Genomic DNA, 18148 nt, shown 5'->3' on the forward strand with positions numbered 1-18148 from the left:
CAGCACACATCGCGCGCGCAGGCTGGATGCGAACCGACCGGAGAGCAGCCACTGCCATGCCGACCATCTTTACCCATGCCCTGATTCCCCTGGCCGCCGGCGTTGCCCTGGGGCGGACACGTCTTCCACCGAAACTGGTCGCCGCCGGCATGGCCGCCGCGATGCTGCCGGATGCCGACGTGGCGATGTTCAAGCTGGGGATCGAGTACGCGCATGATTTCGGCCATCGGGGCGCCAGCCACTCGCTCGCATTCGCCGTTTTCTGCGGTGCGTTCGCGGCGGGCTTCGCGCGGTGGTTGAAGGTGCGCGCCGTCACCGCATTCCTGTTCATAGCCCTGTCCGTGGCCTCGCATCCACTGCTGGACATGCTGACTGATGGTGGCCTGGGTGTCGCGCTGTTCTGGCCGTGGTCCGACGCACGTCACTTCGCGCCCTGGCGCGTGATCGAAGTGTCGCCCTTCGCGAACCGTTTCTTCAGCGCGCGTGGCGCGGAGGTGCTGGCGTCGGAACTGCGATGGATCTGGGTGCCGGTGGGCGTCATGGCGGGGCTGGCGGTGTGGCTGCGCCGACGGCATGCGACGTTGTAGGAGCGACGTCAGTCGCGACCGCACGGCTGGAGGAGTCGAGTGCGACCAAGATGAGCACACAGTGCGGCAGCGGAACCACGGCCACTTCGTGACTGGTCGATGGCCAGTCCCAGTCCGCGGTCGCGACTGACGTCGCTCCTACAGGGATACAACGCGCCTCAGTTCACGTCCGGCGCCGGATCCGGCTTGCCCGTCTTCATCTGGTCGGCGAGCTGCGCTTCGAACTGCTCCAGCGTCAGCCCCTGCGTGGCGGCTTCGATCACGGCGGTGTCGCGCAGTTCGTCGGAATACACCAGGCGTACCGCGTTGCCCTGTGCTTCGTGCAGCACCGCCGCCTGCTTGATCATCGCCAGCACTTCGGCGGCGCTGTCGGAGGTGCCCGCGATGCGGCCGTCCATGCCCAGCACCCAGACGCCGGCCTGGCGCACGACGCCAGCCAGCAGTTCGCCCTCGGGATTGCGCAACTCGGCATGCGGCTCGATGGCGGGCGCATTCGCTCGCGCCTGGTTGTGCGCCTTGGTCGCCTTGCGCTTCTTCGCCTCGCGGCGCGCCTTGGACTGGATGGACATGGACGGTCTCGCAGGAAGTCAGAGTTGATCGGTGGGTTCGAGCGCCGCGGGCTCGCGCGGGCACGCGGGCAGGCGCCGGCTGGCATTCGCTTCCCATTGCCACATCAGCCAGCCGGCCAGCACGAAGCCGGCCATGCCCAGTGCCAGGTGGAGGCCGTGATGGCTCAGCAGCGGTGAAAGCAGGCCGGCGATGATCGCGTTGACCACCAGGTTGCTGAACGCCTGCAGCGACGAAGCCGCGCCGCGCTGGCGCGGATACATGTCCAGGATGGCCAGGGTCAGGATCGGGAACACCAGAGCGACGCCCAGTGCCGCCAGCATCATCGGCAGCACCGCCCAGGGCACGCGGATGTCATCGCCCGCCCAGGCGGTGTAGGCCACGTTCGCCACCATCGCCAGCGCCATGCACGCGTAGCCGATCCTCACCAGGCGCGCGCCGTCGACACGTCCCGCTGCACGCCCGGACAGGAACGCGCCCAGCACCATGCCGCCGATGGTCGGCAGGAACAGCCACGCGAACTGTTGTTCGTTCAGATGCAGCAGGTCCATCACGAACGCCGGCGCGGAGGCGATGTACAGGAACAGGCCACCGAAACTCAGCGAACCGGCCAGCGCCAGTCGCACGAAACGCCGGTTGCGCACGATGCCCACGTAATCCCGCAGCAGGCGACGGGGCGACACCTGCAGGCGTGCTTCCGGCGGATGCGTCTCCGGCAGCCAGCCGACCACCGCCACCAGCAACAGCAGCGAGAACCCGGCGAGGAACCAGAAGATCATCGGCCACGCGCTCCAGCCCAGGATCCAGCCCCCCACGATCGGTGCGATGGCCGGTGCGATGCCGAAGATCATCGACACCTGGCTCATCAGCCGCTGCGCGTCATCGCCGTTGCGCGCATCGCGGATCACCGCGCGCCCCACGATGAAGCCCACGCCCGCCGACAGGCCCTGCACGGCACGGAAGAACAGCAGCGTGGCCATGTCGGTGGACAGCGCGCAGCCCACCGACGCCAGCAGGAACACGATCAGCCCCCCCAGGATCACCCGCTTGCGGCCGAACGTATCCGACAGCGGCCCATGCACCAGGCTCATCAGCGCATACGTCAGCAGGTACACGCTGATCGTCTGCTGCATCGCCACCTTGTCGGCGCCCAGGTGCGCGCCCATGGCGGGGAACGCAGGGAAGATCGTGTCGATGGAGAACGGGCCGAACATCGCCAGCCCACCCAGCAGGATGGCCAGGCGGCGGTTGGAGATGGCGCGGGGAGCCGTCATTGCGGGAAAAAACTCCAGGCGGGCGCGGCCGGCATGCATGAACAGGCGGCGCGGGGCTGCACATGGTACGCCGAAACCGCCAGCGGCCCGCCGCGTCGGGCTATAATCGGCCGGCAAGACCCGGTGGGAGAAGCCCGTCGTCCGCGACGTGCTGCCGAAGGCGCAAACGCCCGTAATCGCTCAGGCCCGATACCACCCCTGCTGCAAACACTCTGGAGAGACCGGCCGCCCTCGTGGCAGCGCCGGCGCCGAAGGGGCACGAAGCACGCGACCTCGTCCGCCGCGCTTCCAAACTCTCAGGCAAAAGGACAGAGGGGCATCCCACACGCGGTTTCCGCGTGCCCGGTCCTATTGCCCTTCCCGGATGCCTCCCATGTCGAACACCCCCTCCCTGCGCGAGCTCGAGCACCACGGCGCGTTTCTCGAACGCCACATCGGCCCCAACGACGCCGAGATCGCACACATGCTGCGCATCGTCGGCCATGACTCGCTGGAGGCGATGACCGACGCCATCGTGCCGGCCAGCATCAAGTCCGCACAGCCGCTGGCCCTGCCCGCGCCGATCAACGAGGAGGAGGCGCTGGCCAAGATCCGTGCCGTCGCCACGCGCAACCAGGTGTTCCGCAGCTTCATCGGCCAGGGCTACTACGGCACGCTCACGCCGAAGGTCATCCTGCGCAACATCCTCGAGAACCCGGCCTGGTACACGGCGTACACCCCCTACCAGGCGGAGATCTCGCAAGGCCGCATGGAAGCGCTGATCAACTTCCAGACCATGGTCGCCGACCTGACCGGCATGGAGATCGCCAACGCCTCGCTGTTGGACGAAGGCACCGCCGCCGCCGAAGCGATGACGCTGGCCAAGCGCTCGGCCAAGTCGAAGTCGAACACCTTCCTGGTCGCCGGCGACACCCACCCGCAGACGCTGGAAGTGCTGGCCACCCGCGCCGAACCGCTGGGCATCACCGTCGATGTCGTGCGTTCCACCGATGCCTTCCACCAGAAGCTGGCCGGCGGTGACTACTTCGGCGTGCTGGTGCAATACCCCGCCTCCAGCGGCTGGGTGGAGGAGTGGACGAAGGACGCCGAGACCATCCACGCGCACAACGCGCTGTTCGTCGTCGCCACCGACCTGCTCGCGCTGACATTGCTGAAGCCGCCGGGCGAAATGGGTGCGGACATCGTGATCGGCAACTCGCAGCGCTTCGGCGTGCCGTTCGGCTTCGGCGGCCCGCACGCCGCGTTCATGGCCTGCCGCGATGCCTACAAGCGCAGCATGCCGGGTCGCCTGATCGGCGTGTCGGTCGATGCCGAGGGCAAGCCGGCCTACCGCCTCACCCTGCAGACGCGCGAGCAGCACATCCGCCGCGAGAAGGCCACGTCCAACATCTGTACCGCGCAGGTGTTGCTCGCCGTCATGGCCAGCATGTACGCCGTCTACCACGGCCCGGAGGGTCTCAAGCGCATCGCCGACCGCGTGGCCCGCCTGACCGCCATCCTCGCCGAAGGCCTGCGCACGCTGGGCTACCCGGCCGTGCATGCCAGCGCCTTCGACACGCTGTGCATCGAACCCGGCGACGCACGCGACGCCATCCTCGCCCGCGCCCATGCCGCCCGCATCAACCTGCGTGTGCGCGGCAATGGCTCGCTGTGCATCTCGCTGGACGAGACCACCACGCGCGCCGATGTGGAAGCGCTGTGGGGCGTGTTCGCCGGTGAAAGCGCCACGCTGCCGTCGGTCGACGCCCTGGACGCCAGCGCACCTTCGCTGGTGCCTGCCGCCCTGCGCCGCACCAGCGACTTCCTGACCCACCCGGTGTTCAACACGCACCACAGCGAACACGAACTGCTGCGCTACATGCGTGCCCTGGCCGACAAGGACCTGGCCATGGATCGCACCATGATCCCGCTGGGCAGCTGCACCATGAAGCTCAATGCCACCGCCGAGATGATCCCCGTGACGTGGCCGGAGTTCGGCGGCATCCACCCGTTCGCGCCCGCGGACCAGACGGCCGGCTATACGCAGCTGATCGACGAACTGGAAGCCATGCTGGTGGAATGCACCGGCTACGACGCCGTCAGCCTGCAGCCCAACTCCGGCGCGCAGGGCGAGTACGCCGGCCTGCTGGCGATCCGCGCCTACCATCGTTCGCGCGGTGAAGCGCACCGCGACATCTGCCTGATCCCGGAATCCGCGCACGGCACCAATCCGGCGTCCGCGCAGATGTGCGGCATGACCGTGGTGGTGACCAAGTGCGATGCCAACGGCAACGTCGATGTGGAAGACATCCGCCGCGCCGCCGAGAAGTACAGCGAGCGCCTGGCCGCTATCATGATCACCTACCCCTCCACGCACGGCGTGTTCGAGGAAGACGTGGTGGAGATCTGCGAGATCGTGCACCGGCATGGCGGGCAGGTGTACACCGACGGCGCCAACATGAATGCCCTGGTCGGCGTGGCCAAGCCGGGCAAGTGGGGGTCGGACGTCTCGCACCTCAACCTGCACAAGACCTTCTGCATCCCGCATGGCGGCGGCGGCCCCGGCGTGGGTCCGTGCGCGGTGAAAGCACACCTGGCGCCGTACCTGCCGAAGAAGCTGGGCGGCGAAGGCGATGTCGGCATGGTGTCGGCGGCCAGCTTCGGCAGTGCCAGCATCCTGCCGATTAGCTGGATGTACGTCACCCTGATGGGCGCGCAGGGCCTGCGCAAGGCCACCCAGGTGGCGCTGCTCAACGCCAACTACATCGCCAAGCGGCTGGAACCGCATTTCGAGACGCTCTACACCGGCCGCAACGGCCTGGTGGCGCACGAGTGCATCCTCGACCTGCGCCCGATCAAGGACCGCACCGGCATCAGCGCCGAGGACGTGGCCAAGCGCCTGATCGACTTCGGCTTCCACGCGCCCACGCTGAGCTTCCCGGTCGCGGGCACGCTGATGGTCGAGCCGACCGAAAGCGAATCCCAGCACGAACTGGACCGCTTCATCGACGCGATGATCGAGATCCGCGAAGAGATCCGCGCGGTCGAGGACGGCCGCCTGGACCGCGAGGACAATCCGCTGAAGAATGCGCCGCACACCGCCACGATGGTGATGGCCAGCGAGTGGACCCACGCCTACCCGCGCGAACTGGCCGCGTTCCCGCTGGCCACCCTGAAGCTGCAGAAGTACTGGCCGCCGGTCGCCCGCGTGGACAACGTCTACGGCGACAAGAACGTCATGTGCGCCTGCATCCCGGTGGATGCGTACAAGGACGAAGTGGACGCCTGAGTGCGGTACCACGGATGACGAAGAAGCCCCGCCGATGCGGGGCTTTTTCGTACCGTCGCTATAACGTGCGTGCACGCGCGATACTGGGCACGCTTGCATTCGACTCACGGGGAGACGCGTCGATGAAGGTAGTCATCAACGGAGCGGGCATCGCGGGTACCGCGCTCGCGTATTGGCTGGGCAGGCTCGGCCACGACGTGACGCTGGTGGAACGCGCGCCCGACCTGCGCACCGGCGGGTTCGTGGTCAACCTGTGGGGCATCGGCTACGACGCACTGGAAAAGATGGGCTTGCTGCCAAGGCTGCTGGAACTGCAGCACCATTCCGACGAGTTGCGCATGGTGGACCGTGCCGGGCGTACCCGTGGCGGCTACCCGTCCAGCGTGCTGTTGAAGCTCGCCAAGGGGCGCATGGCCACGCTGGCGAGGTCCGACATCGCCGCAGCCATCTACGGCGCCTTGGACGGCCAGGTGGACACCCGGTTCGGCGACAGCGTCACCACCATCGACGATGACGGGACACGGGTACGCGTCGGCTTCGACCATGCGCCACTGCAGGAGGCGGATCTCGTGATCGGCGCCGACGGCCTGCATTCGCGCGTCCGTCACCACGTGTTCGGCCCCGATACCCGGTTCGAATACCCGATGGGATGCCACGTCGCCTCGTTCGAGGCAGCCGGCTACCGGCCACGCAACGGGAATGCCTATGTGGCGTATACCGCGCCCGGCCGCTACGTGGCCCGCTTTCCGATGCGCGACGATCGGATGCTCTTCTTCGTCCTGCTGCGCGACGAGTACCTCGCGGGCGGGACGCCCCGCGATCATGCCGGGCGGAAGGCCGCATTGACCCGCGCCCTCGACGGCATCGGGTGGGAATCCGATGCCATCGTCTCAGCCATCGCACAGACGGACGACATCTACTTCGACAGCATCAGCCAGATCCGCATGGACCGCTGGGTCCAGGGCAACGTGGCATTGATCGGCGACGCTGCCGCGTGCCCTTCCCTCATCGCGGGAGAAGGCGCCGGCTTCGCGCTGGCGGAAGCCTACGTGCTCGCGGGCGAGCTGCACCGGCACGGCAACGACACCGCTGCCGCGCTCGCCCGCTACCAATCACGACTGCACGCTGTCATCGCCCGCAAGCAGAAACATGCGGAAAGCCTGGCAGCCTCGTTCGTGCCCAGAACGGCGCTGGGCGTGCGCCTGCGTGACTACACCACGCTCCTGATGCGGCTCCCCGTCTTCCCCAGGCTCCTGATGGGGCGCTACTTCCACGACGAACTGGTCTTGCCTGACTACGGGATATGAAACCCGGCATGGGTATCCAACGCCACGCGATACCGCGTGCGGCGCGCGGGTAACATCGCCACCATGACCGACCTGACTGCACTCGCCCTCGATGCCCTGATCTTCATCGGCCTGGCCTGGACGGCGTGGCGCGTGCTGGGGCGTTCCATTCCCATCGCCGTCATCCCCATCATCATCGGCTTGCTGCTGGCCGCCACCGGCGTGCTGCCTGCCAGCTGGGGCATACCGTCGAAGCCCGGCGACCAGATCGGCTTCATCGGCGTACTGCTGCTTGCGTTCACCGCCGGCCTGGAAACGCGCCAGTCCGCTCACCTGCCCACCACCGCCGATGCCAAGCCGCTGCCGCGCACGCAAGCGCTGCGCTTCGTCGCCAGCGCGGGCATGGCGCTGCTGCTGCCGTTCGCGCTCGGCACGCTTGCGGCGCATGCCTACTTCACCGGTTTGCCGGGCTGGGAGGCGCCTGAAGGCGGCGCCTGGATGGGGGCACTTGCGATCGGCCTGTGCATCGCAGTCAGCGCGCTGCCGGTACTGATCGGTATCGTGCGCGAACTCGGCCCGCTGCACCGGCCGCTGACCCAGCTCGCGCTGCGCATCGCCGTGATCGACGACGCCGTACTGTGGATCGGCCTGGCACTGCTGTTGTTGGCGGCCGAAGGCGGTTCGCTTCTGGCCGGCGCCTCCGCCCTGCACCTGCTCGCGGCAGGCACGCTCGTCATGCTGGCCGCCGCCGGCACGCTGGCGCAGCGCATGCACGGACAGCTGCCCCTGTGGCTGGTGTGGCTGTCATTGCCGGTGTTCCTCGTGGCCGGCGCCTGGGCGAGTTCGGAGCTGGGTCTGCATGCATTGCTCGGCGCCTATTTCGGTGGCGCGATGGTGCCGCCGGCATGGTCCCGGCGACTGCCGGTGGAACGCCTGGGCCAGTTCGCCCTGATCGGGCTGGCGCCGCTGTTCTTCGGCCACAGCGGCCTGAAGATCGATGGCAGCGTGCTGGGCTGGGCCTCGCTGCAGGCGTCGCTGGTGCTGCTCGTGCTGGCGGTCGTCGCCAAGCTGGTCGCGGTGCTGCTGTGTCCGCCGGCCCCCTCGCTGTCGCGCCGTGAAGCGCTGGCCGTGGGTGCGCTGCTGCAATGCAAGGGGCTGATGGAAATCGTCGCGGCCACCATCCTGCGTGACCACGGCCTGCTGTCCGAACACGCCTTCGCCGCACTGGTCACCCTGGCCGTGCTGTCGACCCTGCTGACCGGCCCGTTCTTCCGCCTCCTCGTGCGTCGCCACGCGCAAGCCGACACCGGCGGACGGCAGACCGCATGAGGTGCGCCGCGCACGCCACGCCGTGGATCAGGCGTCTAGGTAGGGCCGTACCGTCTCCGCCAGCCATGCCATGAATGCCTGCACGCGCTGCGGCAGGTGGCGACGATGCGCATACAGCAGGGACACCGGCATCGCTTCGGCACGGTACTGCGGCAGCACTTCCACCAGCAGGCCCTGGTCGATCAATGCCCGCAACCCTGCGGCCGGCGCCTGGATCAGCCCCAGGCCGGCGATGCAGGCGGCTTCGTAGGCATCGGAACTGTTGACCGTCAGCGCACCCTGCACCGGCACGCTGGTGAACTGCACCCCGTCCCAGTACTCCCACCCATCCGGCCTGCCACCGAAGGTGCTGGCGTAGTGGATCATGCGATGCGCATGCAGGTCCTCCGGTGACTGCGGCATGCCATGCCGCTGCAGGTACGCCGGGCTGGCGCAGGTCACCACGCGCAACTGGCCCAGTGGCCGCGCGATCAGACTGGTATCGGCCAGCGTACCCACGCGCAGCACGCAGTCGAAGCCCTCGCGCACCACGTCCACCCGACGGTCGGTACAGCTCAGTTCCAGTTCCAGTTGCGGGTGATCGTGCAGGAAGGCCGGCAGCTGCGGCAGCACGAAATGCCGTGCGAACCGCGCCGGCATGTCCACGCGCAGCCGGCCACGCAATGCCTGGGGTGTACGCACGAACAGGTGCTGCACCTCGTCCATGTCGGCCAGCAGGTCCTGGCAGCGCTCGTAGAACGCCCGGCCGTCCTGGGTCAGCTGCACACGCCGCGTGGTCCGGTGCAACAGTTGTGTGCCCACCCACGCTTCCAGTTGCTGGACGGCAGTGGACACGCTGGCCTTGGGCAAGCCCAGGCTGTCCGCGGCGCGGGTGAAACTGGCCATCTCGGCGACCCGGACGAAAGCCTGCATGGCGTCGAGGCGGTGCATGGCGGCTCCAGCGATTGTTCGCCATTGGCGAACGGTCAAATCAGCTTAAGCCGATTTATCAAATTATTACCGCCCAATACAGTGCCCTCACGGTGAATCCACCGCCTTCCCCGACTGGAGCCCTGCCATGACCAAGACCCCTTCCCCCCTCACCCTGATCACCGGCGGCAGCCGCGGCCTGGGCCGCAACATGGCCCTCGCCATCGCCCGCCAGGGCCACGACGTCATCCTCACCTACCGTAGCCAGCAGGCCGAGGCCGCAGCCGTCGTCGCCGAGATCGAAGCCCTCGGCCAGCGCGCCGCCGCGCTGCCGCTGGACGTGGGCCAGAGCGGCACGTTCGACGCCTTCGTTGAGGCGGTGCGTGCCCAGCTCACCTCGTGGGGCCGCGATCGCTTCGACCATCTGGTCAACAACGCCGGCATGGGCGTGCATGCCGGCTTCGCCGAGACCACGCGCGCGCAGTTCGATGCGCTGGTCGACGTGCACTTCAAGGGACCGTTCTTCCTCACCCAGGCGCTGCTGCCCCGGATCGCGGATGGTGGTCGCATCATCAACATTTCCTCGGGCCTGGCCCGCTTCGCCCTGCCCGGCTACGCGGCGTATGCGGCGATGAAGGGCGCGATGGAAGTGCTGACGCGCTACCAGGCAAAGGAGCTGGGCGCGCGCGGCATCGCGGTGAACATCGTCGCGCCTGGCGCGATCGAGACCGACTTCGGCGGTGGTGCCGTGCGCGACAACGCGCAGCTCAACGCGTTCGTCGCCTCGCAGACCGCGCTGGGCCGGGTCGGGGTACCGGACGATATCGGCGGCGTGGTCGCCTCGCTGCTCTCGCCGGCCAATCGCTGGATCAATGCGCAGCGCATCGAGGCGTCGGGCGGGATGTTCCTGTAACCACACGCGTGCAAGCGCCGTTCCCCTCTCCCTGCGTCAGCGGGGAGAAGGATGTTTCAAAACTCCACCTTGACCGAAGGCGCACTGCGCTTCGCCTCGCCGTGGTAGACCGCTTCGATGTTGTTGCCATCCGGGTCGAGCACGAATGCCGCGTAGTAGCCCGGGTGGTACGGGCGCTCGCCGGGCGCGCCGTGATCGGTGCCGCCGTTCGCCAGCGCCGCCGTGTGGAAGGCATCCACCATCGCGCGGTCCTGCGCCTGGAACGCCAGATGATGGCGGCCGGTGAGTTCGCCATGCGCCGCTTCGCTGTCGGCGGTGGAGACGAACAGTTCGTCCGCCCAGAAATATCCCTCATCCTCGCCGCCCATCGGCACGCCAAGCACCTCGAACACGGCGGCATAGAACGTGCGGCTGGCGTCCAGGTCGCGCACGACCAGCTGGATATGGTCGATCAGGCGACCGCGATGCAGTTCGTTGGTTTCCAAAGCGCAATCCTCCGGTTGAAGAGCCGACAGTGATGGCACGGCATGCGGACAGCGAGTGTCCGCGACCATTCGTCAGCACAGCGTCAATGCGTACAGCCATGACGCCGTAACGCGCTCTCCACACGCGGACGCAGATGATCGGCGGATGCAGACCCTCGCGCACCGCGATGGCTGGTCCGTCGTCCAGGAGACCCCAGATGGCCGCACGCAAATCCCCCTCCCCCTCATCGAACACCGGCAAGGCCGACACGCCGACACCCGGCAACGGCGGCGAGCTCCACTTCAACGCAGGTGGCAAGCACCCGCCGCTGACCACCAACCAGGGCATCCCGGTCAGCGACAACCAGAACTCGCTGCGCGCGCACGATCGCGGACCGACGCTGCTGGAAGACTTCATCCTGCGCGAGAAGATCACCCACTTCGACCACGAGCGCATTCCCGAGCGCATCGTGCATGCGCGCGGCTCCGGCGCGCACGGCTACTTCGAGCTGACCAAATCGCTGAAGAAGTACACCACCGCGCGCGTGCTGAACGAGACCGGGGTGCGTACGCCGGTGTTCTGCCGCTTCTCCACGGTAGCCGGCGGCGCGGGCTCGGTGGACACGCCGCGCGACGTGCGCGGCTTCGCGGTGAAGTTCTACACGCAGGAGGGCAACTGGGACCTGGTGGGCAACAACATCCCGGTGTTCTTCATCCAGGACGCGATGAAGTTCCCGGACCTGGTGCATTCGGTGAAGATGGAACCGGACCGCGCCTATCCGCAGGCCGGCAGCGCGCACGATACGTTCTGGGATTTCATCTCGCTGACGCCGGAAGCGTTCCACATGATCATGTGGGCGATGAGCGACCGCACCATCCCGCGCTCGCTGCGCATGATCGAAGGCTTCGGCGTGCACAGCTTCCGCCTGCTCGATGCCAAGGGCAACAGCACTTTCGTCAAGTTCCACTGGCGACCGAAGCTCGGCATCCAGTCGACAGTGTGGGACGAAGCAGTGAAGCTGCAGGCGGCGGACAACGACTTCCATCGCCGCGACCTGTTCGAAGCCATCCAGAAGGGCGACTTCCCGGAATGGGAACTGGCCGTGCAGCTGTTCACCGAGGAACAGGCCGATGCGTTCCCCTTCGATCATTTGGATCCCACCAAGCTGATTCCGGAAGAGCTCGTGCCGTTGACGGTGATCGGCCGCATGGTGCTGGACCGCTGGCCGGACAACTTCTTCGCCGAAACCGAACAGGTCGCCTACTGCCCCGCCAACATCGTGCCCGGCATCGATTTCAGCAACGATCCGCTGCTGCAGGGCCGGTTGTTCTCCTACCTGGATACGCAGCTCTCGCGACTGGGCGGCCCCAACTTCCACCAGATCCCGGTCAACGCGCCGAAGTGTCCGTTCGCCAACCTGCAACGCGACGGCCACATGCAGATGCAGGTGCCGAAGGGCCGTGTGAACTACGAGCCCAGCAGCCTGCAGCCCGATACGCCGCGCGAAACACCGGCCGGCTTCCGCAGCCATGCGACCGTGGCGGAGGGCCGCAAAGGGCGCGTGCGGCCGGAGAGTTTTGCCGACCACTACAGCCAGGCGCGACTGTTCTTCCGCAGCCAGACGGCGCCGGAGCAGGCGCACATGGCGGCCGCGCTGGTGTTCGAGTTGTCGAAAGTGGAAACACCGCACGTACGCGAAGCGATCGTCGGCCACCTGCGCCACGTCGATGCAGGCCTGGCCAAGCGCGTCGCCGATGGCCTGGGCCTGGATGCACTGCCGCCGGCACCGGCCACCACCGTCTCACCGCAGGACATGCCGCCTTCACCTGCATTGCAGATCATCGGCAAGATGAAGCCGACGCTGCAGGGCCGCTGCGTCGGCATCCTGATCGATGAAGGATCGGACGCCGCCGCGATCGCCGCCTTGCGCAAGGCAGCAGAAGCCGATGGTGCGCAGGTGAAGATCGTTGCGCCGAAGATCGGCGGTGCGAAGCTGGGCAACGGCAAGCGCCAGCCTGCTGACGGTCAGCTGGCCGGCACGCCCTCGATGGTGTTCGACGCCGTGGCGCTGGTGCTGTCGGAGACGGCAGGCAAGGCGCTCGCCGCCGAAGCCGCCGCCGTGGACTGGGTACGCGATGCGTTCGGCCACCTGAAGGCCATCGCGCATGACGAGGGCGCCGCCGCGGTCATCAAGGCCGCCGGCATCGGCAAGGATGCCGGCGTGGTCAACGCCGGCGACACTGCCGCCTTCATCAAGGCCGCGCGCACCCGCCAGTACGCACGCGAACCCAAGGTCCGTACCCTGCCCTGATCCATGCCCATCCCAGCCCTTGGCCAGGAAACCACTGCATGCCCGAATCCATCTACGACGCCCTGCGCGAAAGCCATGAAACCCAGCGCTCGCTGTGCCGCCGCCTGCTGCGTTCGAAACCCGGCACGCGCGAGCGGCTCGACCTGTTCACTGGGCTCCGGATCGAATTGGCCGCGCATGCCGCCGCGGAGGAGCGCTTTCTCTACGCGCCCATCCTGATGGACGACATGGGGCTGGATTCTTCCCGCCACGCCCTGCACGAACACCACCAGATCGACGAGCTGGTCGAAGACCTCCAGTCCCTCGACCCCCGTTACGCCGCCTGGCTGAAGAAGGCACGCGAGTTGTCGGAGAAGGTCCACCACCACCTGCGCGAGGAAGAGAAGAAGTTCTTCCAGGTGTCCGGCAAGATCCTCGGCGCGACGAAGAAAACGCAGTTGGCCCGCCAGTACCGCCACGATTACACGCGCATGCGGCGGAAGCTGGAAGCGGAATAGGGAATAGCACCCGCACGACCCGCGACGACGACGCGCCCGCACGGTAGGCTGCCGGCATGGATTCCCTGATCGCCGCCGCCGGCCGGGCCCTGACGGCCGGCGATGTCCTGGGCGCGCTCAAGCACGTGGGCTGGCGGGACGACCCGCCCGCGCTGGCCCTGCGCGGCATCGCGATGGCGCAGCTCGGCGACTATCCGCGCGCGCGCGATCTCCTGCGTCGTGCCGCGCGTGGCTTCGGTCCGCGAGAACCCTTGGCGCGGGCGCGCTGCGTGGTCGCCGAAGCGGAGGTGGCACTGGCCCTGCGCGACTTCGGTGCCGAGCCGCAGCGCCTGGACGCGGCCGCACAGGCACTGGCCGCACGCGGCGACCGCGCCAACGCACGCCATGCGGAACTGATTGCCCTGCGCCGTCACCTGCTGCTCGGACGACTGGAAGCCGCGCATGCCGCCCTGGATACGCTCGATCTGGAGGGCGCGCCCGCCGCACACCATGCCCTGGCCGCACTCGCCGCCGCCGAGATCGCACTGCGCTCGCTGCGCACGCGCGATGCGCGTCTGGCGTTGCAGCGTGCACGGACCGCCGCCTCGCTGGCCGGCATCCCCGCGCTGTCCGCCGAGATCGCGCAGGTCGAAGCCAGCCTGCGGCGTCCTGCCGCGCGCATCCTGCACGCAGGCCACGAGCAACCCGTCACGCTGGACGACGTGGAAGCGCTGCTCGCTTCCGGCACGCTGGTCGTCGATGCCATGCGCCACGCGGTGCGCGATGCCACCGGCATGGCATCGCTCGCGCGGCGCCCCGTGCTGTTCGCGCTGCTGCGTGCACTCGCCACGGGCTGGCCCGGCGATGTCGACCGCAACGCACTGATCGCGCGCGTGTTCCGCACGCGCCAACCGGACGAGACGCATCGCGCACGGCTGCGCGTGGAGATCGGGCGATTGCGCCGCCTGCTTGCACCATTCGCCGACCTCACCGCCACCACGCGCGGTTTCCAGCTCACGCCGCACGGCACGCGCGGCGCGGTCGTACTTGCACCGCCGGTCGAAGGCGAACAGGGCGCGTTGCACGGGCTGCTGGCCGACGGCACAGCCTGGTCCACCTCCGCACTCGCACTGGCCACCGGCGACAGCCAGCGCTCCGTGCAGCGCGCGCTCGTCGCGATGGAAGCGGCCGGCCAGGTCCGTGCGATCGGCCGTGCCCGCGCGCAACGCTGGGTGGCCCCTCCGCTGGCCGGATTCACGACGATCTTGTTACTCCCCGCCACGCCGACGGGTGCGTAGATTGGCCCCGTCCCCGCACACCCGGAGCCAGCCATGAACGACACCACCCGCCACGCCGCCGCCAGTCCCGCCGAGATCGTCCGCGAATACGGCCCGTTCCAGGCCAATGGCGGTGTGGCTGGCGTCACCCACGACGGCCACCACGTGTGGGCCGCCACCGGCGACCGTCTCATCGCCATCGATCCCGCCAGCGGCGATATCGCGCGCAGCCTTCCGCGCGCGGCCGATGCCGGCACCGCGTTCGACGGCACGCACCTGTACCAGTTGGCCGAAGCGCGCATCGACAAGATCGATCCCGCCACCGGCGCCGTGATCGCCTCGATTCCCGCGCCGGGCCAGGGCGGCGATTCGGGCATGGCGTGGTCCGACGGTAGCCTGTGGGTGGGCCAGTACCGCGAACGCCGCATCGTGCAGATCGACCCGGCCACCGGCGCCGTCCTGCGCACCCTCGAATCCGACCGCTTCGTCACCGGCGTGTCCTGGGTCGACGGCGAGTTGTGGCACGCCACGTGGGAAGGCGACGACAGCGACCTGCGCCACATCGATCCGCACGATGGCCGCGTGCTGGAACGCCTCGACATGCCCGCAGGCGTCGGCATCAGCGGCCTGGAATCCGACGGCGGCGACCTGTTCTATTGCGGTGGCGGCCCCAGCGGCATGCTGCGCGCGGTAAGGCGTCCCGCACGCGTCGACTGATACCGCCTGCCGCCCCGTGCGGCGCCCCTGAATTCCTTCCTCCACTGCATGCAGGCATGCGGCACGGATGACGCTCGCCTGCTTGCCCGCCTGCACCCACGCCAAGGAGCCTGCCATGAACGCGCCTGCACACGACACGCCCGCCATCGTTTCCCGCGACGCATGGCGCACCGCCCGCCTCGCGCTGCTCGCGCGGGAAAAGGAACTCACCCGCCTGCACGACCGGATCGCACGCGAACGCCGCGCCCTGCCGTGGGTCCGCGTGGACACGCCCTATTCCTTCGACACGCCGCACGGCATGCGCACGCTGGCGGAGCTGTTCGACGGCCGCCGCCAGTTGATGGTGCAGCACTTCATGTTCGCGCCCGGCTGGGAGCAGGGCTGCAAGAGCTGCTCCTTCATGGCCGACCACCATGCCGGTGCGCAGCTGCACCTGGCCCAGCGCGACCTCACCCTGATCGCGGTGTCGCGCGCACCACTGGCCGACATCGAAGCGTTCCGCCAGCGCATGGGCTGGACCTTCCCGTGGGTGTCCTCGCATGGCACCTCGTTCAACCACGACTTCGGCGTCAACTTCACCCGGGAGGAGATGTCGCGCGGCGCGGTGGACTACAACTACACGCGGCAACCGTTCCCGCACGAGGAAGCGCCCGGCATCAGCGTGTTCGTACGGGACGATGCCGGCCAGGTCTTCCACACCTATTCGCGCTACGGCCGCGGCGTGGAAGCGATGATGCACACCTACGCGCTGCTGGACCTCACCCCGCACGGGCGCAATGAAGACGCGGAGGACTATCCGATGGCCTGGATACGCCATCACGACCGCTACGATGCGGCGCCCGTCGCCACGGCGGGGGCGTGCTGTTCGGCCAAGCCCTGAGGTAGCGCGCCGTCATGAGCCTGTCCGAAGCATGGCTTCCGTGGCTGGCCATCGCCGGCCTTGGTGCCCTGCACGGCCTGAGCCCGGCGAACGGCTGGATGTTCGCGGCGGCGCGTGCCGCGCGGTCCGGCGATGCGCGCGATGTGCGCCGCGCCCTGCTGCCGATCGCCATCGGGCACGCGCTGTCGGTGGCGCTCGTGGTAGTGCTGGTAATGCAGGGCGCGCGGTGGGCGCCACATCGCGTGCAGGTCGTGGCCGGTGCCTGCCTGCTTGCGCTGGCGGCATGGCGGATGGTCCGGCGACCGTGCAAGCCCGCTGCCCACGTCGCGCATCGATCACGGGCGGGCCTGGCCGCCTGGTCCTGCCTGATGGGCACGGCGCATGGCAGCGGCCTGATGCTGGTACCCGCGTTGCTGCCGCTGTGCGTGTCGAGCGGACCCGCGCGTGCCATCACCGCGACCGGATCGCTGCCGCTGATGCTCGCCGCCGTGGCCCTGCACCTGCTGGCGATGCTGGCGACAACCCAGGTCGTCGCCCGTGGGGTCTGCCGCGGACTGCGGCATCGCGCATGCGCGCCGGATGCGGCGTGGACACCGGCCCTCGCATTGGCAGGCGTGCTCCTGATCGCGGCCCGCTGAAAACGCTACGCCTTCTTTACGCCGCAGAAGGCGTGTCGGCATGGCGGCTTTACGCGAGGGACGCCTATCGTGGCCACACCGCACGCGATGTGCGCCACGACCCGATGCATGTCCATCCTGATCCTGCGCGGCCCGCATGCTGCGCTTTCCGACACCCGCTCCCTCTATCCATCGCTGCGGCAGCGTGCGAACGCGGCCGGCCAGGCGCTGCACTGCCGCGTCTTCACGACGGTCCGCGACCTGCTGTCCGGCTTGCGCCGCGCGCATGCCGACCCGGCCGACATGCTGCTGCTCGATGTTGGCGACCTGGCCGTTCATGACACCACCCAGGCCCGCGCCCTGCGCGACGCGCTCGACAGCCTGCCCTCGCCCTACATCGAAGTGCATGCCGATGCCGCACACGCGCTGGAACCGCGCGTACTGCCGCAGCACGCGCCGCTGGTCACCGTGATCCTGCGCGACGACCTGCCGCGCGCCTACGCGATGGCGCTGGAAGTCGCGCTGCGCCGCCTGCGTCCCGCCCCGTCGGCAGGGACGTTCCATGCCTGAGCCGGAGCCCCTCATGTCCATCCTCGTCATCCGTGGCCCCGAACGCCACGACGCGCTGACCTCACCGCCGCCCCCGCTGCCATCGTCGGTGCTCGGCGCACTGGTGCAGCGCGCCGGCTGCGCCGGACAGACTCTCGCCGTACGCAGTTGCGCCTCCACCACCGAAGTGCTGGCCGCCCTGCGCCTGGCCAATGAATGGGGCGTACGCGCCACCCTGCTCGATCCTGGCGCACTCATCGACCATCCACTGCTGCAGCGTGCGGTGCACGACCTCATGCATCCCTATGTGGAAGTACACGGCGACCTCGGCGAACACCCACACGTGCTGCCGGCCACCACTGGCCGGCGCCTGGCGGTCGTCGACGGCTACGGCGCACGCAGCTACGCACTGGCGCTGGAGATCGCCCTGGAACAGCTCGGTTGCGCGGAGTGCGAGTGCGATGTGCACGTCGGTACCTGACGCGATCGACGCCGCGCAGACCCGCCACTACTTCGCCGACTACGAGGTCTACGACGCCGGCCAGTGCATCGCCTGGGGCCAGGTGATGCTCGCCTGCGAAGCGCCCGACGTTGCGGCGCAGGCGCTGCGCGCACGCGCCGCCGCACAACAGGGCGTGGCCGCCGGCGCGATCCGCCTGCGCTGCATCAGTCGCCTGTGACCGCACGCGGCGGGTGTCACTGAACCGTCATCCACGCCGCGTA

The 18148-nt window shown here is 68.5% G+C and carries 18 protein-coding genes and 1 riboswitch; of the genes, 14 read left to right on the top strand and 4 right to left on the bottom strand.

The genetic code is table 11. From position 1 onward, the window contains the following. Positions 1-56 precede the first annotated feature (56 nt). Positions 57-587, top strand: a complete 531-nt coding sequence (locus WBN46_RS02890; protein WP_337730229.1) for a metal-dependent hydrolase — start codon at positions 57-59, stop codon at positions 585-587. Between the two features lie 158 nt (positions 588-745). On the opposite strand, the gene WBN46_RS02895 is transcribed toward WBN46_RS02890, so the two are convergent. Both WBN46_RS02895 and WBN46_RS02900 read right to left on the bottom strand, forming a co-directional pair. Next, the gene (locus WBN46_RS02895; protein WP_337730230.1) at positions 746-1156 is read right to left on the bottom strand and encodes a hypothetical protein; all 411 of its coding nucleotides are present in this window, start codon (positions 1154-1156) and stop codon (positions 746-748) included. Positions 1157-1174: 18 nt separating this feature from the next. Continuing rightward, positions 1175-2428, bottom strand: a complete 1254-nt coding sequence (locus WBN46_RS02900; RefSeq protein WP_337730231.1) for a multidrug effflux MFS transporter — start codon at positions 2426-2428, stop codon at positions 1175-1177. A 202-nt stretch (positions 2429-2630) separates the two neighbouring features. Beyond that, positions 2631-2750: riboswitch (glycine riboswitch) on the top strand. A gap of 42 nt (positions 2751-2792) precedes the next feature. On the opposite strand from WBN46_RS02900, the gene gcvP reads away from it, so the two are divergent. From gcvP to WBN46_RS02915, 3 genes are all read left to right on the top strand, one after another. Further along, the gene (gene gcvP, locus WBN46_RS02905) at positions 2793-5696 is read left to right on the top strand and encodes an aminomethyl-transferring glycine dehydrogenase (protein ID WP_337730232.1); all 2904 of its coding nucleotides are present in this window, start codon (positions 2793-2795) and stop codon (positions 5694-5696) included. 122 nt (positions 5697-5818) lie between these two features. Beyond that, positions 5819-7003 (top strand): FAD-binding domain, encoded by a 1185-nt coding sequence (locus WBN46_RS02910; RefSeq protein ID WP_337730233.1) that lies wholly within the window; start codon positions 5819-5821, stop codon positions 7001-7003. Positions 7004-7066: 63 nt separating this feature from the next. Next, positions 7067-8311, top strand: coding sequence for a cation:proton antiporter (locus WBN46_RS02915; RefSeq protein ID WP_337730234.1), 1245 nt, complete (start codon positions 7067-7069; stop codon positions 8309-8311). A gap of 27 nt (positions 8312-8338) precedes the next feature. Here the strand turns inward: WBN46_RS02915 and WBN46_RS02920 are convergent, their stop codons facing one another. Beyond that, positions 8339-9241 (bottom strand): LysR family transcriptional regulator, encoded by a 903-nt coding sequence (locus tag WBN46_RS02920; RefSeq protein ID WP_337730235.1) that lies wholly within the window; start codon positions 9239-9241, stop codon positions 8339-8341. Between the two features lie 127 nt (positions 9242-9368). Here WBN46_RS02920 and WBN46_RS02925 point away from each other — a divergent pair, with 127 nt between their 5' ends. Continuing rightward, entirely contained in the window at positions 9369-10133 is a 765-nt protein-coding gene (locus WBN46_RS02925) for an SDR family oxidoreductase (RefSeq protein ID WP_337730236.1), read from the top strand. 56 nt (positions 10134-10189) lie between these two features. Here the strand turns inward: WBN46_RS02925 and WBN46_RS02930 are convergent, their stop codons facing one another. Then, positions 10190-10618 carry a VOC family protein gene (locus WBN46_RS02930; RefSeq protein WP_337730237.1) on the bottom strand — a complete coding sequence of 143 codons (429 nt, stop codon included), beginning with the start codon at positions 10616-10618 and terminating at the stop codon, positions 10190-10192. Between the two features lie 197 nt (positions 10619-10815). Here WBN46_RS02930 and WBN46_RS02935 point away from each other — a divergent pair, with 197 nt between their 5' ends. The 9 genes from WBN46_RS02935 to WBN46_RS02975 all read left to right on the top strand — a co-directional run bounded on the left by WBN46_RS02935 (position 10816) and on the right by WBN46_RS02975 (position 18105). Then, the gene (locus tag WBN46_RS02935; protein ID WP_337730238.1) at positions 10816-12909 is read left to right on the top strand and encodes a catalase; all 2094 of its coding nucleotides are present in this window, start codon (positions 10816-10818) and stop codon (positions 12907-12909) included. A 38-nt stretch (positions 12910-12947) separates the two neighbouring features. Beyond that, positions 12948-13406: a hemerythrin domain-containing protein gene (locus WBN46_RS02940; protein ID WP_337730239.1), complete on the top strand. Its 459-nt coding sequence runs from the start codon at positions 12948-12950 to the stop codon at positions 13404-13406. Positions 13407-13462: 56 nt separating this feature from the next. After that, a complete protein-coding gene (locus WBN46_RS02945) occupies positions 13463-14683 on the top strand; it encodes a helix-turn-helix domain-containing protein (protein ID WP_337730240.1) in 1221 nt (406 codons plus the stop codon). 33 nt (positions 14684-14716) lie between these two features. Beyond that, on the top strand, positions 14717-15379 hold the full coding sequence (locus WBN46_RS02950) for a glutamine cyclotransferase (protein ID WP_337730241.1): 663 nt from the start codon (positions 14717-14719) through the stop codon (positions 15377-15379). Between the two features lie 115 nt (positions 15380-15494). After that, positions 15495-16259, top strand: a complete 765-nt coding sequence (locus WBN46_RS02955) for a thioredoxin family protein (protein WP_337730242.1) — start codon at positions 15495-15497, stop codon at positions 16257-16259. A 14-nt stretch (positions 16260-16273) separates the two neighbouring features. After that, positions 16274-16897, top strand: a complete 624-nt coding sequence (locus tag WBN46_RS02960; RefSeq protein ID WP_337730243.1) for a hypothetical protein — start codon at positions 16274-16276, stop codon at positions 16895-16897. Positions 16898-17005: 108 nt separating this feature from the next. Beyond that, positions 17006-17446 carry a hypothetical protein gene (locus WBN46_RS02965; protein WP_337730244.1) on the top strand — a complete coding sequence of 147 codons (441 nt, stop codon included), beginning with the start codon at positions 17006-17008 and terminating at the stop codon, positions 17444-17446. Positions 17447-17459: 13 nt separating this feature from the next. Then, positions 17460-17906: a 3-dehydroquinate dehydratase gene (locus WBN46_RS02970; protein WP_337730245.1), complete on the top strand. Its 447-nt coding sequence runs from the start codon at positions 17460-17462 to the stop codon at positions 17904-17906. Further along, positions 17887-18105: a hypothetical protein gene (locus WBN46_RS02975; protein ID WP_337730246.1), complete on the top strand. Its 219-nt coding sequence runs from the start codon at positions 17887-17889 to the stop codon at positions 18103-18105. Before WBN46_RS02970 ends, WBN46_RS02975 begins: the two co-directional genes overlap by 20 nt. The last annotated feature ends 43 nt before the right edge of the window (positions 18106-18148 follow it).

The organism is Pseudoxanthomonas sp. CCNWLW251 (assembly GCF_037402255.1).
In the GTDB taxonomy this organism is placed as follows: Bacteria; Pseudomonadota; Gammaproteobacteria; order Xanthomonadales; family Xanthomonadaceae; genus Pseudoxanthomonas_A.

Coding starts and splice junctions, on each gene's coding strand:
- WBN46_RS02890 (WP_337730229.1), top strand. CDS start 57: ATGCCGACCATCTTTACCCATGCCCTGATTCCCCTGGCCGCCGGCGTT.
- WBN46_RS02895 (WP_337730230.1), bottom strand. CDS start 1,156: ATGTCCATCCAGTCCAAGGCGCGCCGCGAGGCGAAGAAGCGCAAGGCG.
- WBN46_RS02900 (WP_337730231.1), bottom strand. CDS start 2,428: ATGACGGCTCCCCGCGCCATCTCCAACCGCCGCCTGGCCATCCTGCTG.
- gcvP (WP_337730232.1), top strand. CDS start 2,793: ATGCCTCCCATGTCGAACACCCCCTCCCTGCGCGAGCTCGAGCACCAC.
- WBN46_RS02910 (WP_337730233.1), top strand. CDS start 5,819: ATGAAGGTAGTCATCAACGGAGCGGGCATCGCGGGTACCGCGCTCGCG.
- WBN46_RS02915 (WP_337730234.1), top strand. CDS start 7,067: ATGACCGACCTGACTGCACTCGCCCTCGATGCCCTGATCTTCATCGGC.
- WBN46_RS02920 (WP_337730235.1), bottom strand. CDS start 9,241: ATGCACCGCCTCGACGCCATGCAGGCTTTCGTCCGGGTCGCCGAGATG.
- WBN46_RS02925 (WP_337730236.1), top strand. CDS start 9,369: ATGACCAAGACCCCTTCCCCCCTCACCCTGATCACCGGCGGCAGCCGC.
- WBN46_RS02935 (WP_337730238.1), top strand. CDS start 10,816: ATGGCCGCACGCAAATCCCCCTCCCCCTCATCGAACACCGGCAAGGCC.
- WBN46_RS02940 (WP_337730239.1), top strand. CDS start 12,948: ATGCCCGAATCCATCTACGACGCCCTGCGCGAAAGCCATGAAACCCAG.
- WBN46_RS02945 (WP_337730240.1), top strand. CDS start 13,463: ATGGATTCCCTGATCGCCGCCGCCGGCCGGGCCCTGACGGCCGGCGAT.
- WBN46_RS02950 (WP_337730241.1), top strand. CDS start 14,717: ATGAACGACACCACCCGCCACGCCGCCGCCAGTCCCGCCGAGATCGTC.
- WBN46_RS02955 (WP_337730242.1), top strand. CDS start 15,495: ATGAACGCGCCTGCACACGACACGCCCGCCATCGTTTCCCGCGACGCA.
- WBN46_RS02960 (WP_337730243.1), top strand. CDS start 16,274: ATGAGCCTGTCCGAAGCATGGCTTCCGTGGCTGGCCATCGCCGGCCTT.
- WBN46_RS02965 (WP_337730244.1), top strand. CDS start 17,006: ATGTCCATCCTGATCCTGCGCGGCCCGCATGCTGCGCTTTCCGACACC.
- WBN46_RS02970 (WP_337730245.1), top strand. CDS start 17,460: ATGTCCATCCTCGTCATCCGTGGCCCCGAACGCCACGACGCGCTGACC.
- WBN46_RS02975 (WP_337730246.1), top strand. CDS start 17,887: ATGTGCACGTCGGTACCTGACGCGATCGACGCCGCGCAGACCCGCCAC.